We start from the raw sequence: 18,505 nt of genomic DNA, 5'->3' as shown, positions 1-18,505 counted from the left end.
ATGAAGAGTCAATCAGAATTAGATTTTGAAAAAGAAGTAATTGATTATTTAACAAAAATTGGCGGAGTGAAACAGTGGGAATACAAAACCAATATTAAAACAACCGAACAGCTTTGGGATAATTTTAAAATTATTTTAGAACAGAATAATCAAGCTCGTTTAGACAATCCGTTATCTATTACAGAATTTAATCAGGTTAAAAAAATTATTTCTGCTATAGAAACACCCTATCAAGCAGGACAATTTTTATATGGGGTTAATGGTGTCTCTGAAATTGAGGTTGATCTTGATAATGGTAAACATGTATTTTTAACAGTATTTGATCAAGCGCAAGTTGGAGGGGGGTATACGGTTTATCAAGTCGTTAATCAAATTAAACGATTAAAAGTAATTGACGGAAAGCCAGAGCGTCGATTTGATGTGACATTGCTAATTAATGGATTACCTATTATTCAAATTGAATTAAAGAAAGCTCTTCATAGTACGACAGAATCACTAAATCAAATGGAGCAGTACATTGCAGAAAAGCAATATACTGGAATTTTTAGTACCTTACAGATTCTAATAGCAATGACACCATACGATATTCGTTATATGGCAAATACAACGCTTGACAATTTCAACCGTGCTTTTGCATTTAACTGGCAAGATGAAGAGGATGCCAGACCTGTTCGCTCGTGGAAAACTTTTGCAGATAAAGTATTGTCAATTCCAATGGCTCATGATTTGGCAACACGCTATATGGTGCTTGATGGTACTAAAAATAAAGAATGCATTAAGGTTATGCGCCCATACCAGGTTTATGCCACAAAGCGTGTACTAGATAAAGTGAGACAACATAAATTTATTTATGATGATGGTAGATTAGGATATATTTGGCATACAACGGGATCTGGTAAGACAATTACAAGTTTTAAGACGGCATGGCTTGCTAGTAGTTTGTCGAATGTTGATAAAGTGGTATTCTTGGTGGATCGTATTGCACTCACAACTCAAACAGCTGATGATTATAAGGCATATGACCCAGTGGCAGGATTTGAAGGAAAATCAGGTGTTGTGAGTGATACTGCAAATATATCTGATTTAGATCAAAAATTGACTAAAAAGAGCGATAAAAATATTATTGTAACTAGTATTCAAAAAATGTCTAGATATGTAGCGCGTCCTACTTTTAAGCCATTACAAGGTAATATCCTCTTTATTGTAGATGAGGCTCATCGTTCAACTGGAGACGGATCAGAAAATGAAGGAATGCTAGAGACAATTCGTAGAATGGTTCCAAATTCTGCTTGGGTTGGATACACTGGTACACCGAAATTCCCAGAAACAAGGGAGATATTTGGAGAAATCTTGCATTCCTATACAATTAAAGAAGCAATTGCTGATAAAAATGTCTTAGGGTTTAAGGTTGAATTTAAAGAAACAATTCCAGCTCCTGAGAATCCAGATGAAGATGATATAGATGATAATATTCGTGGCAGTGTTTATGATACTAGTCCAGTACATATTGAATTGGTAGTTAAGGATATCTTTGATAACTGGAAGAAACGTTCAAATAATAGAAAATATAATGCATTATTGACTGTACATGTTGGAGGAAACAAAGTAAGCACGCCAAGAGCAATGGAGTATTTCGATAAATTTGCAGAAGAAAATGCAAGAAGACCAGAAGAAGAACGTTTAAAAGTTGCGGTAAGTTTCTCAGCAGATACATCTAATGGTATGAATCAAATAACTACAAATTCAAATTTGCATAGAGCGATTATAGTTTATAATGAAATGTTTGGTACTGTTTTTGATATGAGTACAGTGAAATTGTATGCAGAAGATGTAGTTCGACGTTTGAATAAGACCGCAGATGATGGTAACTACTTGGATTTGGTAATTGTTATAGATCAACTTTTAACAGGGTTTAATGCACCAGAGCTAAATACTCTATATATCGATAGAACACTAAAAGGTGGGAATTTGATTCAAGCATACTCACGTACAAATCGAATTCATAATAGTATAGATAAACCGAAGGGAAACATCGTGAATTATAGATGGCCGGCACAAAATGAGTATGAAATGAATAAAGCGTTTGCCGTATATTCAAATCGTGCATCGGCTGATGAACAGCTTTCACTTGAGGATTTGATAGAAAAAAATGAAGAAGCTGGTATTATTTCCAAACCATTCAGTAAGGTTCAGGCTGAAATAAAAGAAGTTGTCAGCAAGCTTTCTCAACTAACGAGCGAGTTTATACAATTACCTCCAAGTGAAAAAGATCAGGATGAAGTATTTGAAAATTTAAAAGAATACAATCGTTTGCTTAGTCAGTTAAAGCAGTATACAGAAGATGATGAGAAAAATCCTGTTTCAGCGTATGATAATCCAGAAGATTTCTATGAGCGCATTGGGATTACTGAGGATCAGGAAGTCATTCTAACAACAGTTCTTGCTGGCGAATTAAAAGAACGTCGGGCTAAGAGAGAAAATATCGATATCTCACAAGTTAATTTATCAATGGTACATATTCATGATGTTACCATTAATTATGATTATTTAGTTGAATTGATTGCTAGAATGGCTGACGAAGTGCATGCAAATGAAATGTCAAAAGCAGAAATCACCAGAGAAGAGATTCATGTTGAAATTGCAAAATCAGATAATGAAAGTGAAAAATCGAAGGTACGTAATTTTGTATCAAGAATCTTTTCAAAAGAATATGTATTTGATGATTACCCAGCACCTAGAAATGTTGAGAAAATGAATCAGGCAATGGAAAGCGCACAGAAAAATACAGATATCCAACTTATTACAAAGTTTATTCGCTCTTGGGGGTTAGATAATTGTGTGAAACCGATAGAGTTAGAAAAATTAATTCGAAAGCATCAATTAGGGCAAGAAGATATGGATAAACAGGGTGAATTGACAGTGATTATGAATGCAGCAAAATCTGATTATAAAGAAATAGCAAATAAAGAAATAGCACAATTAACCTGGGTAAAATATCGTATTGAATTCCGAAAGGGATTTTATGAGATGGCGGATAGAATTAAAAGGGAGGAATAATTGGGTGAAAAATAAGCGAACTGGAAGAGGAGAGCATGAATGGACGATAAAATGATAAAAGAACCAGAAATAAGGTTTACAGGTTTTAGTGATGCTTGGGAACAGCGTAAGTTGGGAAAAGAGTTCGTTAAAGTTAATGAACGTAATGATGGAAGCTTTGGAAAAGAGCATTGGATCTCTGTCGCAAAAATGTACTTCCAAGATCCAGGAAAAGTTCAATCTAACAATATTGATACACGAACTTATGTTATGAAAAAGGGTGACATTGCATTTGAAGGTCATCCTAATGATGAGTTTAAGTTTGGAAGATTTGTTGCCAATGATATTGGTGCTGGTGTGGTTTCAGAGTTGTTTCCTATATACCGTCATAAAAGAGAATATGATAATAACTATTGGAAACACGCAATTCAAATTGAACGTATAATGAGTCCGATTTTTAGTAAGTCAATTACTTCATCTGGAAACTCATCAAATAAGCTCGACGAGAAACATTTTCTAAGACAGTCAATTTTTGTGCCAACTATTGAAGAACAAGTTAAAATTGGTAGGCTGTTTAAGTACTTGAACAACCTTATCACCCTTCATCAGCGTGAGTTGGATTTGCTAAAACAAAGCAAGAAAGCAATGCTCCAAAAAATGTTCCCCCCAAATGGATCAAATATTCCTGAAATTAGATTTGCAGGATTTACTGACGATTGGGAGCAGCGTAAGTTAAAAGATGTAGCAAATTATATAAGGGGATCATTCCCTCAACCTTATTCAAACCCAGATTTTTATGATGAAGAAAATGGAAAGCCATTTGTTCAAGTTGCAGATATCGGATTTGATTTAAAATTAAATTCAGATACAAAAGCACATATCAGCAAAATAGCAGAGCCTAAAAGCCGATTTGTTGAAGCAGGAAAGATAGTGGTTGCTTTACAAGGAAGTATTGAGAAAAGTATTGGTAGAACGGCTATTACACAATATGATGCTTATTTTGATCGTACAATTTTAATTTTTGAAGAATATAAATTCCCAATAGATAAACAATATTTTGCGCAAGTAATTAAGAAATTGTTTGAGGCAGAAAAGGAAAGAGCATGGGGAGCAACAATTAGCACAATTACAAAAGAACATTTAAATGATTTTATAATTGGCGTACCCAAAATTGAAGAACAGCGGAAAATAGGTTCATTTTTTTCTAATCTCGACAACCTTATCACCCTTTATCAGCGTGAGTTGGATTCATTAATAAAATTAAAGAAATCTATGTTACAAAAAATGTTTATATAAGAGAAGGAGAATACGCAAATGAGCACTACAGTAGATATTACATCTAGATTATGGGAAATGGCTAACAAACTGCGTGGCACAATGGATGCCAGTGAATATAAGAATTATATTTTACCATTTATGTTTTATCGTTATTTGTCAGAGAATCAGGCTGAATACCTAAAATCCAATGATTTAGGAGATTTTTATGTACTAGATGATGCGGATGAAATAGAAGATTATCTTGAAGAAATTAGTAAAGGTATCGGATATGCGATTAATCCAGATTATACATGGAATAAGATGGTGTCAAAAATTGAAAACCACAAGATCAAAGCTAGTGACTTTCAAGACATGTTTGATTCATTTAATACAAACGCAAAGCGTAATGCTGTGGCTGCGGCTGATTTTGCCAATGTATTCTCGGATGTTAATCTTGGAGACACACGTCTGGGTACTAGTACAAATGAGCGTGCAAAAGCTTTAAATGATATTGTATTAATGATTAACGAATTTACTTTTAAAGATGATTCTGGCCATGATATTTTAGGAGATGTTTATGAATATTTAATAGGACAATTTGCAGCTAATGCTGGTAAAAAAGGTGGAGAATTCTATACACCTCATGAAGTTAGTCAGATTTTGGCAAAGATAGTTACAACAGAGAATACAGATACAAATGATCAATTTAGGGTATATGATCCTACCATGGGATCAGGCTCTCTTTTGTTAACTGTTCAAAAAGAGTTACCAAATGGTGATGAAGAAGGAAGCGTGGAATTTTACGGACAGGAATTAAATACTACAACATATAACTTGGCGCGTATGAATTTGATGATGCATGGTGTCAATTATAGAAATATGGAACTAAAGCGTGCAGATACACTCGATGTGGACTGGCCATTTGCTGAAAAAAATGGTACACAACTCCCGCTTACCTTTGATGCTGTTGTAGCGAATCCTCCTTATTCTCAAAATTGGGATATAAAAACCATTGATCGTGAAAAAGATCAACGTTTTCGTGGCTTTGGAGTGGCTCCTGCATCAAAAGCTGACTATGCATTTGTTCTTCATGGTCTTTATCATTTGGCTAAAACAGGTACAATGGCGATTGTTCTTCCACATGGCGTATTGTTTCGTGGAGCAGCAGAAGGTAAAATTCGTAAGAATATAATTGATAACAACCTTTTAGACAGCATTATTGGGTTACCAGCAAATTTATTTTATGGTACCGGTATTCCAACATGTGTTTTAGTATTTAAAGGTCGGGAAGCACGCAAGAATAAAGATATTTTATTTATAGATGCGTCTAATGATTTTGTTAAAGGTAAAAATCAGAATAAATTATCGGAAAAAAATATTAATAGAATTATTGAAACATTTCGTAATCGTGAGAACGTTGAAAAGTATGCACATATTGCATCCTTAGATGAGATTATAAAAAATGACTATAATTTGAATATACCGCGTTACGTGGATACGTTTGAAGAAGAAGAAGCTATATCACTTACGCAGGTAGCTGAAGAGTTAACAACAGTGAAAGCTGAAATTGAGAATTCTTACAAAGTTTTATTTGAACTTATGAATTCATTGAATGGGACAACAGATGAAGCTAAAGCAGAATTAAATAATTTTATGAATCGTATGTGCAAATAAGATATATTGTTCTCACAGTAATATTGCATAGTTGATATCCTAATAGTAGTTACATTATTACTGTGAGATTTCCAGGCATAGATACTTACCCTAAACCTGCATTTGCATTATTTCCTTGCATGGAAAATCAGCAAAACATATACTCTATATTAATCTGATTTTATTGTTCCATGTAGATGATGCTGTAAAAGTTTATGGAATGTCAATGGGGGAAGTTTATTTACCCCACCGATGATTGATTAAGACACTTTCGCTATGTAGTATAAAACGTCCGTCTATGGGAACGTTGAAACCGTTTGTCTGCTGTCGCGGAAAGCTTGATTTTATGCGGGATTGAGAGGTTTTTTCTGAGATTATGAGTCTGTGCTAATAAAATCTGTTTGGCGTTACTGAAATCCTAAAGGGGGATGGGGTAACGCCAAAATGTCTGTTTCAGGACTTTTGCGGAAAAGATAGATTTTCGCTAAAAGGTATATTGGAATATGCGTATTTTCATAATTATGATAAGGGAGTATGCTAAAGAGATGTTTATTGCAACAGTGGGCTCTCAATTCCATCTAGCAAATCCCGTTTATTTAAAAAGTTATCATGCATTTCTTCAAGGAGAACAATCAGTTGTTGATCTTCGGCAACTTCTGTACATAAATCTTGGGATATGCCATGACCAGAAAAACCTTTAATGAATTTTGTTATTGTATCACAGCATATAATCAATACTGGGTTGAGTTGGCGAATATCGGCTTCATGTTCTTGGAAATTAGGGCTGAAAGTATCGGAGGCTTTGTCGTAATTCAAGTAATTCTGGGTGATATCCACCCAATCGCCATGAATATTATGACATTTGGTTCTGTATGCAATATCGTATAGACGCTGATTTCCAGTAGAGCGGAATTTGTCACTAATGTTGGGAACTTTAGTTTTATTTTTTCTGACTTCCTCATAAGATATTCCAGCTTTATTATAAGTGTTGTGTATGGAATTTAATAATTCTGTCTGCCATGGTGATGTTTTTCCTCCATTTTTTTTAATGTCATCGTTAATTGCTTTTTCAAAAAAGGCTTCCGGTTTTAAGCTATGTACGCGAAAATCATTTAATTGTGAACTCTGGTAGTTGAGAACAAAGTATTGTAGATTCATATTATCTTCCAATAACATTCTCTCAAAAAAACCAGCCAATTCGGTGGTCATTATTCTTTTACACACTAAACGTCTTTGAAAACAGAGCATTTTGTAAATACGTATTAGCTGTCCATATATAACGGCTTCATCTCTATTATAGCCTTTTTGTGTGTGAACAGATGTCTGGATTATATATTCAATGCGGGCTGCAGGAAGCATGACTAAGTCACACCAATTTTTTGTAAAATCATCATTCTGAACAGTATTGGATTCGTTTTTCTGTATTAGTTCATTAATATTAGCGCTTATGGTTTGACCAATATCTAAAATATCTTCCATTTGAAGTCCTCCTCAATTTTAATTGAAAATTGTCAACATTTTCTGGTTAGTCAGGAATTACAACGCAATGGTCAACAACGTCTCTCTTAGTATCATTTAAAACAAAGTAGCTTATTATTCGTCAAGAACAAATAAATTTGCAATATCTCATTCTAAAGGTCGGTTAGTTTCAGTTTGTATAATCATAAAATACTCCTAGCATCTTATGAAACTATTATAACAAAAATATAAATAAAGAAGAAGATGAAAAAAGCAGATGGGTTTTTCTGATCTGTTGAGTATTTAATTTGATAATTGTTTATGGAAGAAAAATTAGGGTTTAGCTAAGAGGCAACTTATATTTATGAAATATCAATTGAAAAAAGAAAGTAGCTAATATAGAATAAAAGTATATCAGATAGATACATATCTCTATTGGGGATTCTCCCAAACTTTCCTAGAATGTGATACAATAAAAAATAACATGTACGAAAGGGGAAATTAATTAATGGTTTATAGCTTTTTAGATTTAGCAAAAGAAGTATTAGAACACGAAAACATACCTCTGTCAGTAGAAGAGATGTGGGAAGCAGCGGGCAGATATGACTTACTGGAGAAACTGTCATCCTCCGGTAAAACCCCCATCCGTACTCTGTCTGCCAGAATATATGTAGATATTAAGAATAACCAGGATACGACATTTGAACAGGTAAGTAAACGCCCAGCAAAGTTTTTCTTGAAAGGACAAACGGCAGGATTACAGGAGTATGAGGATAGGCAGGAACGGGCAGGAAAGAAGCTGAAATTTGTAGAACGGGACTTACACATCCTGCTTTCCAGTTTTGTAAATTCCGATGAACATTTTAAATGCTCCACAAAAACCATATATCATGAAGTCTCTAAGCGTGAAAAAAGTGGAAAGAACAAATGGCTGCACCCGGATCTTGTTGGGGTACATTTTCCTTTTGAATCTTATACACCAAATACCCTTAAGCTATTTGATATTTTAAAAGTGAATCCTTATAAACTGTATTCTTTTGAAATGAAAATCAATATCAATCTTGCCAACCTTCGGGAGTATTATTTCCAGGCAGTATCCAATTCCAGTTGGGCGCATGAAGGCTATCTGGTGGCATTACATATTACGGAAAACCCGGAATTAATGGATGAAATGCGTCGTTTAAACAATGCGTTCGGGATTGGAGTAATCCGGTTGGATGCGGAGCATTTCATGCAAAGTGAAATCCTGTTCTCCGCAAAGGAAAAGGAATCCCTTGACTGGGATACCATTAACCGTCTGGTTGACAGCAACCCGGATTTTAAGAAATTCCTTGAAGACTTAATGGAAGATATCAAAGTAGGGAAGATTAAGAGTAAATATGATGAAACCTACACCGAAGAAGAGCAGATGTGCCAGTATGCTTTAAAATGCGGAATTCTGTCTTGAATTTCTGCAAAGTAACAATTCTAATTCAAACCATATATCCCCACTGTCAGCTTAATTATTTCGCAGGCAGCAGGGGATTTTTTAATCTGACTTTGTCTATAAAATTCAAAATACCAAAACCAACAAAAAATATTTTTGTCAATTAATAAGTTGACGAATAGATGTTTGTTTTCATGGCAATGCTTACCATATAAAATTCTTTATAGGGAGAAAGCTATGAATACAGACCATAGATTAAGATTCGGAAAATACGTAGAGACACTTAGAAAAAGTAAAGGAAAATCTCTGCGGGAAACGGCGAAAGCCATAAAAGTATCGCCACAGTTCTATAGTGAGGTGGAGAAAGGGAGAAGCAGCACCTTTACCTCAGAAAGGCTGAAATCACTGGCATATTTTTTAATGCTGGACGATGAGCAAACCCATACACTTTATGATATGGCAGCAGAATCTCGGTCATCTAATGATATTACAACACCCCAGGACTGTGCAGATTATATGCTCTGCAATTCCTATGTGATAGAAGCATTGCGGCTTTCGATGGAAACTGGTGCAGGGGAAAAAGAGTGGCAGGTCCTGCTGAATGAATTAAAGGCAAGGAAAGGGTGAACCGATTATGTACCAGCCAAAGTTAAGAAAAAAAAGAAATGGTGTTCCCATCATGTGTAATGGAGAGATCGATGCTCATGCAGAAGAATTTTTGAAAGATTATAATCCTGCCGTGTTAAAGAACCCACAGCCAGTAAACATGGAGGAATTTGCAGAATTTTATCTGGACTTGACCTTGGATTATACATACCTTTCTCATTGCGGACTGATTTTAGGCAGAATGGTATTCCAGGAGACAGAAAGGATTCCCATATATCTTCCGGAAGAAAAATGTGCGGATTATCTGTATGCAAAAAGAGGTACCATGCTCATAGACAATACAGTGTTGGAAGACTGGAAGGAGTATCGGCTTCGATCCACTATAGGACATGAATGTGGGCACTGGGTATTCCATTCGGACTTTTATGCATATGCCAAAAGCAGAAATAACCAGAAAAAAATAGCAGCATCAGGAATCGTAGGATGTAAAAAGACAGATATTGAGGGTGGATTGGAGATAGTTGGGATGAAAAGGCTGGTTACTGAAATAGACTGGCTGGAACATCATGCAAAATATTTCAGTGCCGCTATATTGATGCCAAAAACACCGTTTATCAATGTAGTATTAGACTTGACTGCTACCCCTTATTTTAATGAATCAGATTTAGCAGAGAAACTTTCAGGGATATTTCAGGTATCACCCATTTCTGCCAGTATCCGGTTGTCCCAGTTGGGATTCACCCAATATGCAGGCAAGAACCAAAATAATCATGATGAAAGACAGCTTAACATATTCCGGCAGATGCCAGGCACTCTGTGAATGACAGAGTGCTGATTTTAAAGGAAGCGTGTCAAGTACATAGTTGACATTTTTTATCAGCTTATTTTTTTGTATCATATGTCAACTAACTCATTGACAGGAAAGGAGCTATAACAGGATGAAGGAGAAAATGAACTGCCCTATATGCCGCAAGCGGGCATTTGATATATGCTCATCTGCAAAAGGGGATATATGGGTAGAACTGAAATGTCCCCACTGCAGGAATATCATACAGGTCCGTTACAGGATTTGCAGTATTCAGGAAGAAAAAATCAAAAAAGAATTAGTAACATATTAAAAGAAATTTACCGAGCAAAGGGTCCGCATAAGCGCGACACCAAATAGCCGGAGTAAAGCGGAATACCAGCTTACTCTGGCTATTTTTTTGCCTGTTTTTCCATTTCTGCTGCTGCCGCTTTACTCACGGGTAAAGAAAGGAGCAGCATGAGAATCAGTTATGAGTTTATAACCGGAGAGAAGTTTGAAATAGAAGTGGATGACAATATTGGTGAAGTTATCATCGAAATGGAGAAAATGCAGTCCAGGAGGAACCGTGTCGAAACGAGACGGCATAATTCTCTGGAATTCATGCAGGAAAACCGTGATGGGTATTGTCCAATGCAGTTTGCTGACAATAGGGCGGATGTAGAACAAATCATCATTCATTCGGATGAGAAAGATAGGCTGCACCGGGCCATTCAGAAACTGGATCGTAAGGATTCCATAATCGTTAAGAAATATTATTTTGAGGATAAGACCATGGTAGAAATCGGAAAAGAATTAGGCATTACAGCAATGGCTGTATCCAAGAGACTGAAAAAAATCCCGGATAAGATAAAAAAAGTTTTTGATTAGTTTAAAAATTAACTTTCCCGTGGCTATAAGATAGAGGCTTTGAAAATGTCTCAAAAGGAAAGGAGGTTTTTAGCCATGAGGACAGTGCGGATTATTGTAAGTGGAGAGGATTGTTCAAGAATTATGGTGACGAATGAGAGAACCAAAAAAGGATTTTTGTCATTCATTTCAGTAAAAAAGAAGTCATCAGCCGTGTGCGGAAAGGATAGCAGGAAAAGATGAAAAAGATTTTTATATGTAGCCCTTTTCGTGGAGATTTAAAAGGGAACAGCGAAAAAGCTGCAAGGTACTGTAGAAAGGTATATGAGAAAGGTTGTCTCCCGATTGCCCCGCATCTTATGTTTCCTCAATTTCTGAATGAGGATAGTCTTAAAGAGCGAACGGATGGGATTTCCATGGGACTGGAACTAATGCAGGAGTGTGATGAAGTCTGGGTATATGGAAAGATAACGGATGGCATGGAGCAGGAAGTGAAGTTTGCCATAGAGCATAGAATTCCGGTCTGGTTCAAAGAGATACAGGAAGGAGGAATGCCGGATGAAGCTTGTAATGGTTGTAACAAAGATAACGGGAAATGAGGAAAATGACCGGGCCAGGGCTTTGGAATATTGCCGTTTTGCCGCCCATAAGGGAGTCCTACCCACCAGCTCTTATCTGAATTTCCATAACATTTTTATGGATGAGTTAGGGTTCGAGGTGGAACATTTGCTGACTTTGAGGTTGGCAAAACAGGTAGACGAGATATGGGTATTTGGAAATGAAAAAGAGGAAGAAAAACGCAGTCTGATAGAGAATGCCTGCCTGGAATATGGCAGCCGGGCAAAATACTTTGACGCAAGAGAAATCGGAGAGGAATTATTGCTGTGTACCATGTTCTCTGAGAAATTAATCGAACGATTGGAAGAACTGGAGGAATGTTAGATGAGCAGCGAATTATTGAAGATGGCAGAAGGATTCTCCATGGTAGCGGAGAGTCTTCGGATGCTTGCCGGGCAGACAGAGATGGTAAATCCATGTACAGATAAAGCAGAGGATACAATGCTGGATAAGCAGGCAGATACTGCAAAAGCAGATACCAAGGAAAAGAAAGTAACCGTAGAGCAGATTCGGGCAGTGTTGGCGGAGAAATCCCAGGACGGAAAGACGGTACAGATTAAAGAACTTCTGAAAAAATATGGTGCTGTGAAGTTGTCTGCCGTGGAAGAAAAAAAATATTCGGCACTGTTTGCCGATGCGGAGATATTGTAATGGGACGGCATGCTTTGTTATCCGCATCTTCTTCCAGGCGATGGCTGAACTGTACTCCGTCTGCAAGGCTGGAGCAACAGTTCCCAGCGGATGTACGGAGTATTTATGTGGAAGAAGGAACCGCCGCCCATGCACTGGCAGAACATAAGCTGAAACGCCTGCTTAAGAAGCGTTCCAAGCGGCCAGTATCCGATTATGATTGTGATGAGATGGAAGATTGTATAGATGAATATGTGTCCTTTGCCATAGAACAGATTGAAAAGGCGAAACAGTCCTGCAAGGATCCGGTCATTCTCATTGAGCAGCATCTGGATTTCTCCCGGTATGTACCAGAAGGGTTCGGTACCGGAGATTTAGTGATTGTGGCGGACGGGACCTTGTTCATCATTGATTTGAAGTATGGAAAAGGTATTGCTGTGGAAGCGGAAGAAAATCCGCAGATGATGTTGTATGCGTTGGGGGCATTAGAGCTTTTCGACGCTATTTATGATATTGAAAGAGTCAGCCTTACCATTCATCAGCCCCGTTTGAAATCTGTCAGTACCTGGGAGATTACGGTGGCTGGTTTGAGAAAATGGGCAGAAGAATACCTGATTCCAAGAGCAGCATTGGCAAATAAGGGACAGGGTGAATTTGTCTCCGGTTCTTGGTGCCGTTTTTGTAAAGCTAGGAATCAGTGCCGGGTCAGGGCGGAGAGCTTCTTGGAACTGGGGAAAATGGAATTTCGTCAGCCGGCTCTGCTTTCCGATGAAGAAATTGCAGAGGTACTGAAAAAAGCGGATGAGCTTGCCAAATGGGCAGCAGATATCTATGCCTATGCCCAGGATGAGGCAATCACCCACGGCAAACACTGGAATGGGTTCAAGCTTGTGGAAGGCAGGAGCAACCGGAAGTACAGCAGTGAAGAGGAAGCCGCGGAAGCTGCAAAGGCAGCCGGGTATACAGATATTTATAAGCAGGCACTCATTGGTATTACGGAGATGGAAAGGCTGATGGGGAAAAAGAAGTTTGCCCAGATACTTGGAAAATTTGTGTATAAGCCACAGGGCAAGATTACACTGGCACTGGAGTCGGACAAAAGACAGCCGGTGGAAACGGCAGTCGCAGAAGCGGATTTTAAGGAGGAGTAAACCATATGAACGTTGAGAATAAAAATGCACCAATCACAAAAGTAATCGTACCTTGCAGATTTTCTTATCTGCATTGCTGGGAGGCGAATGCAGTGGATGGCGGGGAACCGAAGTATTCCGTATCAGCCATTATTCCGAAATCGGATACGGAAACCATTGAGAAGATTAAGGCAGCCATTGAACAGGCGAAGAAGGATTCCCTTTCCAAGTGGGGAGGGAAGATTCCTGCCAATTTGAAACTGCCTTTGCGTGACGGTGACATTGACCGTCTAGAGGATGAAGCTTATGCAGACAGCTATTTCTTCAATGCCAATTCAAGACAGGCTCCCCAGGTGGTCGATAAGAACGTGCAGCCAATCCTGGACCAGTCCGAGGTTTACTCCGGCTGTTATGGCAGGATTTCCGTAAACTTCTATGGATTCAACAATAACGGAAACCGCGGCATTGCCGCAGGGCTTGGGAATATCCAGAAGTTAAAGGACGGAGAGCCTCTTGGCGGCAGAGCGAATGCGGAAGAAGACTTTGAAGCTGTGGAAGAAGATTTTCTTGGATAAATGGTACTGGGTGGACGAAGTATCCGCCCGGTTACATAGGGAGAAGCAGCAAAGGAAGGGATACAGATGAAACGGATACTGGCAATTGATATAGAGACTTATTCCGATGTGGACTTGATAAAATGCGGAGCTTATGCGTATGCGGACAGCCCTGCTTTTGAAGTCCTTTTGTTTGCTTATAAATTTGATGAGGAAGATACCAGGATTGTAGATTTGGCTCAGGGGGAGGAGCTGCCGGAGGAAGTAAAGGCAGCGGTGTTTGAGGCTGCTGTAGTAAAAACTGCTTTTAATGCCAACTTTGAGCGGATTTGTCTAAGTAAATATTTCGAAGTCCGTCTGTCGCCGGAATCTTGGCACTGCAGCGCGGTTCAGGCGGCACTGCTTGCTCTTCCCCGGTCTTTAGAGGACGTTGGGGCGTTACTGGGGCTGGAAAGACAGAAGCTGAAAGAGGGCAGGGATTTAATCCGCTATTTCTGCATTCCCTGCAAGCCAAAGAAAAGTAATGGGGAAAGAACTAGAAATCTTCCAATCCATGCACCGGAGAAGTGGGAATTATTGAAAACTTACTGTATCCGGGACGTGGATGTAGAATATGCAATCCGGGAGAAGCTGAAAAACTTCCCCGTTCCTGAGCATGAAATGGAACTTTACCGTCTGGATCAGAAAATCAATGACCGGGGCGTTCTGGTGGATAAGGAACTGGTACGGCAGGCGGTATCGGGGGATTTGATCCATAAGGAGATTGTGACAAAACGGGCATATGAGTTGACTGGAATGGAAAATCCCAATTCCGTTACACAGATGAAGGAATGGCTGAATGAGCAGGGAGTGGAGGTGGAAAGCCTGGCGAAAAAGGCGGTCAGGGAACTGATCCAGGAATCCGGAGGGGAAGTGCAGGAATTGCTGAAACTACGGCTTCTGATGGCAAAGACCTCCGTGAAAAAGTATGAAGCTATCGAACGCAGCGTATGTTCAGACGGAAGGGTGCATGGGTTATTGCAGTTTTACGGGGCAAACCGCACAGGCCGATGGGCAGGGCGGTTGGTACAGGTACAGAATCTCCCTCAGAACCATCTCCCTGATTTGGAGCTTGCAAGGAAGCTGGTGAAGACCGGGCGGTTTGAGGAAGTGGAGCTCTTATATGAGTCTATACCAAATGTGCTGTCAGAACTTATCCGCACCGCTTTTATTCCAATAGAGGGCTGCCGGTATCTGGTTGCGGACTTTTCTGCCATTGAAGCCAGGGTACTGGCATGGTTGTCCGGGGAGCAGTGGAGACTGGAGGTGTTTGTCACGCACGGCAAGATTTATGAGGCGTCCGCGTCCGCTATGTTTCATGTGCCGATAGAAGAGGTTACGAAAGGTTCCCCACTGCGGCAGAAAGGAAAAATTTCAGAGCTGGCACTTGGTTACGGAGGAGCCACAGGTGCACTCATTTCCATGGGAGCGATAGACATGGGAATTAAGAAAGAAGAACTTTCTTCCCTGGTTTCAACCTGGAGAAAAGCCAATCCCCATATCATACAATTCTGGTGGGAAGTGGATAAGGCTGCAATCCAGGCAGTCACCGAGAAAAAGAGGACGCAGGCAGGAAGAATTGTGTTTGAATACCGTAGCGGGATTCTTTTTGTGATTCTTCCTTCGGGCAGGAAGCTGTCCTATGTGAAGCCGAGAATGGAGATGAATCAGTTTGACCGAAAAGGATTGACCTATGAGGGAATCGGAGAGAACAAGAAATGGTGCCGGATAGAAACCTATGGGCCGAAACTGGTTGAGAACATTGTGCAGGGGACAGCCAGAGATTTATTGGCGGAGGCTATGCTTAGGGTGGATAAAGCAGGGTATGAAATTGTCATGCACTGTCATGATGAGATTATAGCAGAAGTACCGGAAGGTGAAGGTTCCGTGGAGGAACTGTGCAGGCTTATGGCAGTGCCGCCTGTATGGGCAGATGGTCTGCCACTCCGGGCGGACGGTTATGAGTGCAGTTTTTATAAAAAAGATTGAGGAGGCTGGGAAAATGAAGTTGTATGTCTCAGTGGGGAATTCCAGAAAAGACAAAAAGTGGAATGGCGTGGAGATGGAACTGGAGAAATTCAGGAAACGGATTGCCGCAACTATCCGCACCTCGGAAACAGTAGAGCAGTACCGAAAACTGTCCAAGGCAAGACAGGATGATATCAAAGATGTGGGCGGTTTTGTGCTTGGGAAGCTGAAAGACGGCCGGCGGAAGAAGGAGTGTGTGGTGTTCCGTTCCGGGCTGACTTTGGATATGGATTATGCTTCAGAAGACATTGCAGACCAGCTTGAACTGTTCCACGATTTTCACTGTTACTTATATTCCACACATAAACATACCCAGGAGAAACCAAGGCTCCGGCTGGTGATTCCACTGTCCAGAAATGTCACACCGGATGAATATCAGGCAGTAGCAAGGAAAGTAGCGGAAGAAATCGGTATGGAGTTGTTTGATGATACCACCTATGAACCTTCCCGGCTGATGTACTGGCCAAGCACTTCCTCAGATGGAGAATTCATATTCCGGGAGATTGAAGGTGAGATTCTGAATCCGAATACTGTTCTGCAGAAATATGAGAACTGGCATGATTCTTCCCAGTGGCCGGTGAGCAGCCGTCAGCAGACCATTGTACAGCGGGAAATGAAAAAGCAGGCGGATCCTCTTACTAAGGAAGGAACCATCGGGGCATTTTGCCGGGCGTACTCCATTGAAGATGCCATCGAAGCCTTTCTTTCCGACACCTACACCGCAAGCCAGATACCAGGAAGGTATGACTACATTCCGGCAGATTCCCAGGCGGGTGTTGTAATCTATGAGGGAAAGTTCGCCTATTCCCATCATGCCACAGACCCGGCCTGCGGTCAGCTTATGAATGCCTTTGACATGGTCCGTATCCATAAATTCGGGGTACTGGATAAAAAGGCAGATGAAGATACGGAGACCAGTAAGCTGCCGTCCTTCAAGGCTATGAGCGAGTTCGCCGTATCTGATGAAAAGGTAAAACTAGAACTTCTGGAAGAAAAGGAACAGTCAGTGAAATGGGAGTTTGCTGCGGAAAAAGATTGGAGGCTGGGACTGGAATACAACCGCCAGGGCGTGCTTGTCAACAACCTGAAAAATCTCCTGTTGATTTTGAACCATGATGAAAAACTGAAGTCCATTGTGTTTAACCAGTTTAGTGATGGTATGGAGATTAAAGGGGAGGTGCCTTGGGAACATCCGGGAAAGTTCTGGAGGGATGCGGATGATTCCCAGCTTGTTTCCTATGTAGATTTAAACTATGGGAATTTCTCTGCAAGGAACTATGACATTGCTGTGACGAAGGTGGTGGATGACCGATCCTATCATCCGGTCAGAGAATTCTTAAGCTCCCTGCCGGAATGGGATAAAATACCCAGGTTAGATACCCTCTTAGTGGATTACCTGGGTGCGGTTGACAATGCCTATGTGCGTGCGGTGACCAGAAAGTCGTTATGCGGTGCGATAGCCAGAGTGATGAGTCCAGGATGTAAATTTGACACCATGCTGGTACTGAACGGTCCGCAGGGGAAAGGAAAGTCTACGCTGATTGCGAAGCTGAGCGGGGAGTGGTTCAATGACTCTCTGCTTTTAAATGACACTAGAGATAAGACCGCTGCGGAAAAACTGCAGGGCTATTGGATTCTGGAAATCGGAGAGCTGGCCGGTCTGAAGAAAACGGAGATTGAAACACTTCGTGGGTTCCTTTCCAGGCAGATTGATATTTACCGCGCCTCCTTTGGACGCAGGGCAACGCCGCATCCAAGGCAGTGTATCTTTATCGGAACTACGAATGCGGAGAACGGATATCTTCGGGATACCGCAGGTAACCGGAGATTCTGGCCGGTGAAAACACCCGGTGATGCAGCGAAGTCATCCTGGGAATTGACAGAGGAGGACGTCCACCAGATTTGGGCGGAGGCATTGTCATATTACAAAGCAGGGGAGTCCTTGTGTCTGGATAAAGTGGCGGAACAGATGGCAATCAAGGAGCAGCAGATTGCCATGGAGGTTGACGAGCGGGAAGGCATTGTGAAGGAATACCTGGAAAAACTGCTGCCGGAGAACTGGGAGAGCATGGAACTTTATGACCGCCGGAATTATGTGAATGGTTCTGAGTTCGGGGAACAGCGGGAAAGAGGTGTGAAAAAGCGGGAGCGTGTGTGCAATATGGAAATATGGTGTGAGTGCTTTGGTAAAGAACGCTCGAACCTCAAGCGCCAGGACGCCAATGAGATCACGGCGATTATGGCAAATATAGATGGCTGGAGGAAGTCGGATGCTAAAATCCGGTTTCCGATTTATGGAGTAGTCAGAGGGTATTGCCGGGAGGAAAATGTTACGGCAGCAAAAGGCAACAATTAGCCAGATGGGCAACAAGGAAAATGGTTGCTGTTGACGGGAAAGCTGCCTTAAATGAGTTAG

At 40.3% G+C, this 18,505-nt stretch carries 16 protein-coding genes; 15 read left to right on the top strand and 1 reads right to left on the bottom strand.

Going from position 1 to position 18,505, the window contains the following annotated elements:
* Genes FAY33_RS09585 through FAY33_RS09575 form a run of 3 tightly spaced genes read left to right on the top strand, consistent with a single transcriptional unit; the run spans position 1 to position 5,967 of the window.
* Positions 1 to 3,057: an HsdR family type I site-specific deoxyribonuclease gene (locus FAY33_RS09585; RefSeq protein ID WP_143321011.1), complete on the top strand. Its 3,057-nt coding sequence runs from the start codon at positions 1 to 3 to the stop codon at positions 3,055 to 3,057.
* A gap of 39 nt (positions 3,058 to 3,096) precedes the next feature.
* Positions 3,097 to 4,332, top strand: coding sequence for a restriction endonuclease subunit S (locus tag FAY33_RS19900; RefSeq protein WP_143321010.1), 1,236 nt, complete (start codon positions 3,097 to 3,099; stop codon positions 4,330 to 4,332).
* 18 nt (positions 4,333 to 4,350) lie between these two features.
* Positions 4,351 to 5,967 (top strand): type I restriction-modification system subunit M, encoded by a 1,617-nt coding sequence (locus FAY33_RS09575; protein ID WP_143321009.1) that lies wholly within the window; start codon positions 4,351 to 4,353, stop codon positions 5,965 to 5,967.
* 528 nt (positions 5,968 to 6,495) lie between these two features.
* On the opposite strand, the gene FAY33_RS09570 is transcribed toward FAY33_RS09575, so the two are convergent.
* Positions 6,496 to 7,425, bottom strand: coding sequence for a DUF5677 domain-containing protein (locus tag FAY33_RS09570; protein ID WP_143321008.1), 930 nt, complete (start codon positions 7,423 to 7,425; stop codon positions 6,496 to 6,498).
* Between the two features lie 487 nt (positions 7,426 to 7,912).
* On the opposite strand from FAY33_RS09570, the gene FAY33_RS09565 reads away from it, so the two are divergent.
* The 12 genes from FAY33_RS09565 (at position 7,913) to FAY33_RS09510 (ending at position 18,445) form a co-directional block, all read left to right on the top strand.
* A complete protein-coding gene (locus FAY33_RS09565; protein WP_143321007.1) occupies positions 7,913 to 8,851 on the top strand; it encodes an HTH domain-containing protein in 939 nt (312 codons plus the stop codon).
* 216 nt (positions 8,852 to 9,067) lie between these two features.
* Positions 9,068 to 9,457, top strand: coding sequence for a helix-turn-helix transcriptional regulator (locus FAY33_RS09560; RefSeq protein WP_143321006.1), 390 nt, complete (start codon positions 9,068 to 9,070; stop codon positions 9,455 to 9,457).
* Between the two features lie 7 nt (positions 9,458 to 9,464).
* The gene (locus FAY33_RS09555) at positions 9,465 to 10,256 is read left to right on the top strand and encodes a hypothetical protein (RefSeq protein ID WP_143321005.1); all 792 of its coding nucleotides are present in this window, start codon (positions 9,465 to 9,467) and stop codon (positions 10,254 to 10,256) included.
* Positions 10,257 to 10,374: 118 nt separating this feature from the next.
* A complete protein-coding gene (locus FAY33_RS09550) occupies positions 10,375 to 10,554 on the top strand; it encodes a hypothetical protein (RefSeq protein ID WP_143321004.1) in 180 nt (59 codons plus the stop codon).
* 146 nt (positions 10,555 to 10,700) lie between these two features.
* On the top strand, positions 10,701 to 11,111 hold the full coding sequence (locus FAY33_RS09545) for a sigma-70 family RNA polymerase sigma factor (protein ID WP_143321003.1): 411 nt from the start codon (positions 10,701 to 10,703) through the stop codon (positions 11,109 to 11,111).
* 218 nt (positions 11,112 to 11,329) lie between these two features.
* Complete coding sequence (locus FAY33_RS09540) at positions 11,330 to 11,689, top strand: DUF4406 domain-containing protein (RefSeq protein WP_143321002.1); 360 nt, start codon at positions 11,330 to 11,332, stop codon at positions 11,687 to 11,689.
* A complete protein-coding gene (locus FAY33_RS09535; protein ID WP_143321001.1) occupies positions 11,649 to 12,032 on the top strand; it encodes a hypothetical protein in 384 nt (127 codons plus the stop codon). The genes FAY33_RS09540 and FAY33_RS09535 overlap by 41 nt, the downstream gene beginning before the upstream one ends.
* Positions 12,033 to 12,359, top strand: coding sequence for a hypothetical protein (locus tag FAY33_RS09530; protein ID WP_143321000.1), 327 nt, complete (start codon positions 12,033 to 12,035; stop codon positions 12,357 to 12,359).
* The gene (locus FAY33_RS09525; RefSeq protein WP_143320999.1) at positions 12,359 to 13,489 is read left to right on the top strand and encodes a DUF2800 domain-containing protein; all 1,131 of its coding nucleotides are present in this window, start codon (positions 12,359 to 12,361) and stop codon (positions 13,487 to 13,489) included. The genes FAY33_RS09530 and FAY33_RS09525 overlap by 1 nt, the downstream gene beginning before the upstream one ends.
* A 5-nt stretch (positions 13,490 to 13,494) precedes the next feature.
* On the top strand, positions 13,495 to 14,043 hold the full coding sequence (locus FAY33_RS09520; protein ID WP_143320998.1) for a DUF2815 family protein: 549 nt from the start codon (positions 13,495 to 13,497) through the stop codon (positions 14,041 to 14,043).
* A gap of 66 nt (positions 14,044 to 14,109) precedes the next feature.
* Complete coding sequence (locus FAY33_RS09515) at positions 14,110 to 16,050, top strand: DNA polymerase (protein ID WP_143320997.1); 1,941 nt, start codon at positions 14,110 to 14,112, stop codon at positions 16,048 to 16,050.
* Between the two features lie 13 nt (positions 16,051 to 16,063).
* On the top strand, positions 16,064 to 18,445 hold the full coding sequence (locus FAY33_RS09510) for a virulence-associated E family protein (RefSeq protein ID WP_143320996.1): 2,382 nt from the start codon (positions 16,064 to 16,066) through the stop codon (positions 18,443 to 18,445).
* Positions 18,446 to 18,505: the final 60 nt, after the last annotated feature.

Source organism: Clostridium sp. HBUAS56010 (assembly GCF_007115105.1).
GTDB lineage: Bacteria > Bacillota > Clostridia > Lachnospirales > Lachnospiraceae > Lacrimispora.
This window is presented reverse-complemented; position numbering and strand designations above follow the sequence as displayed.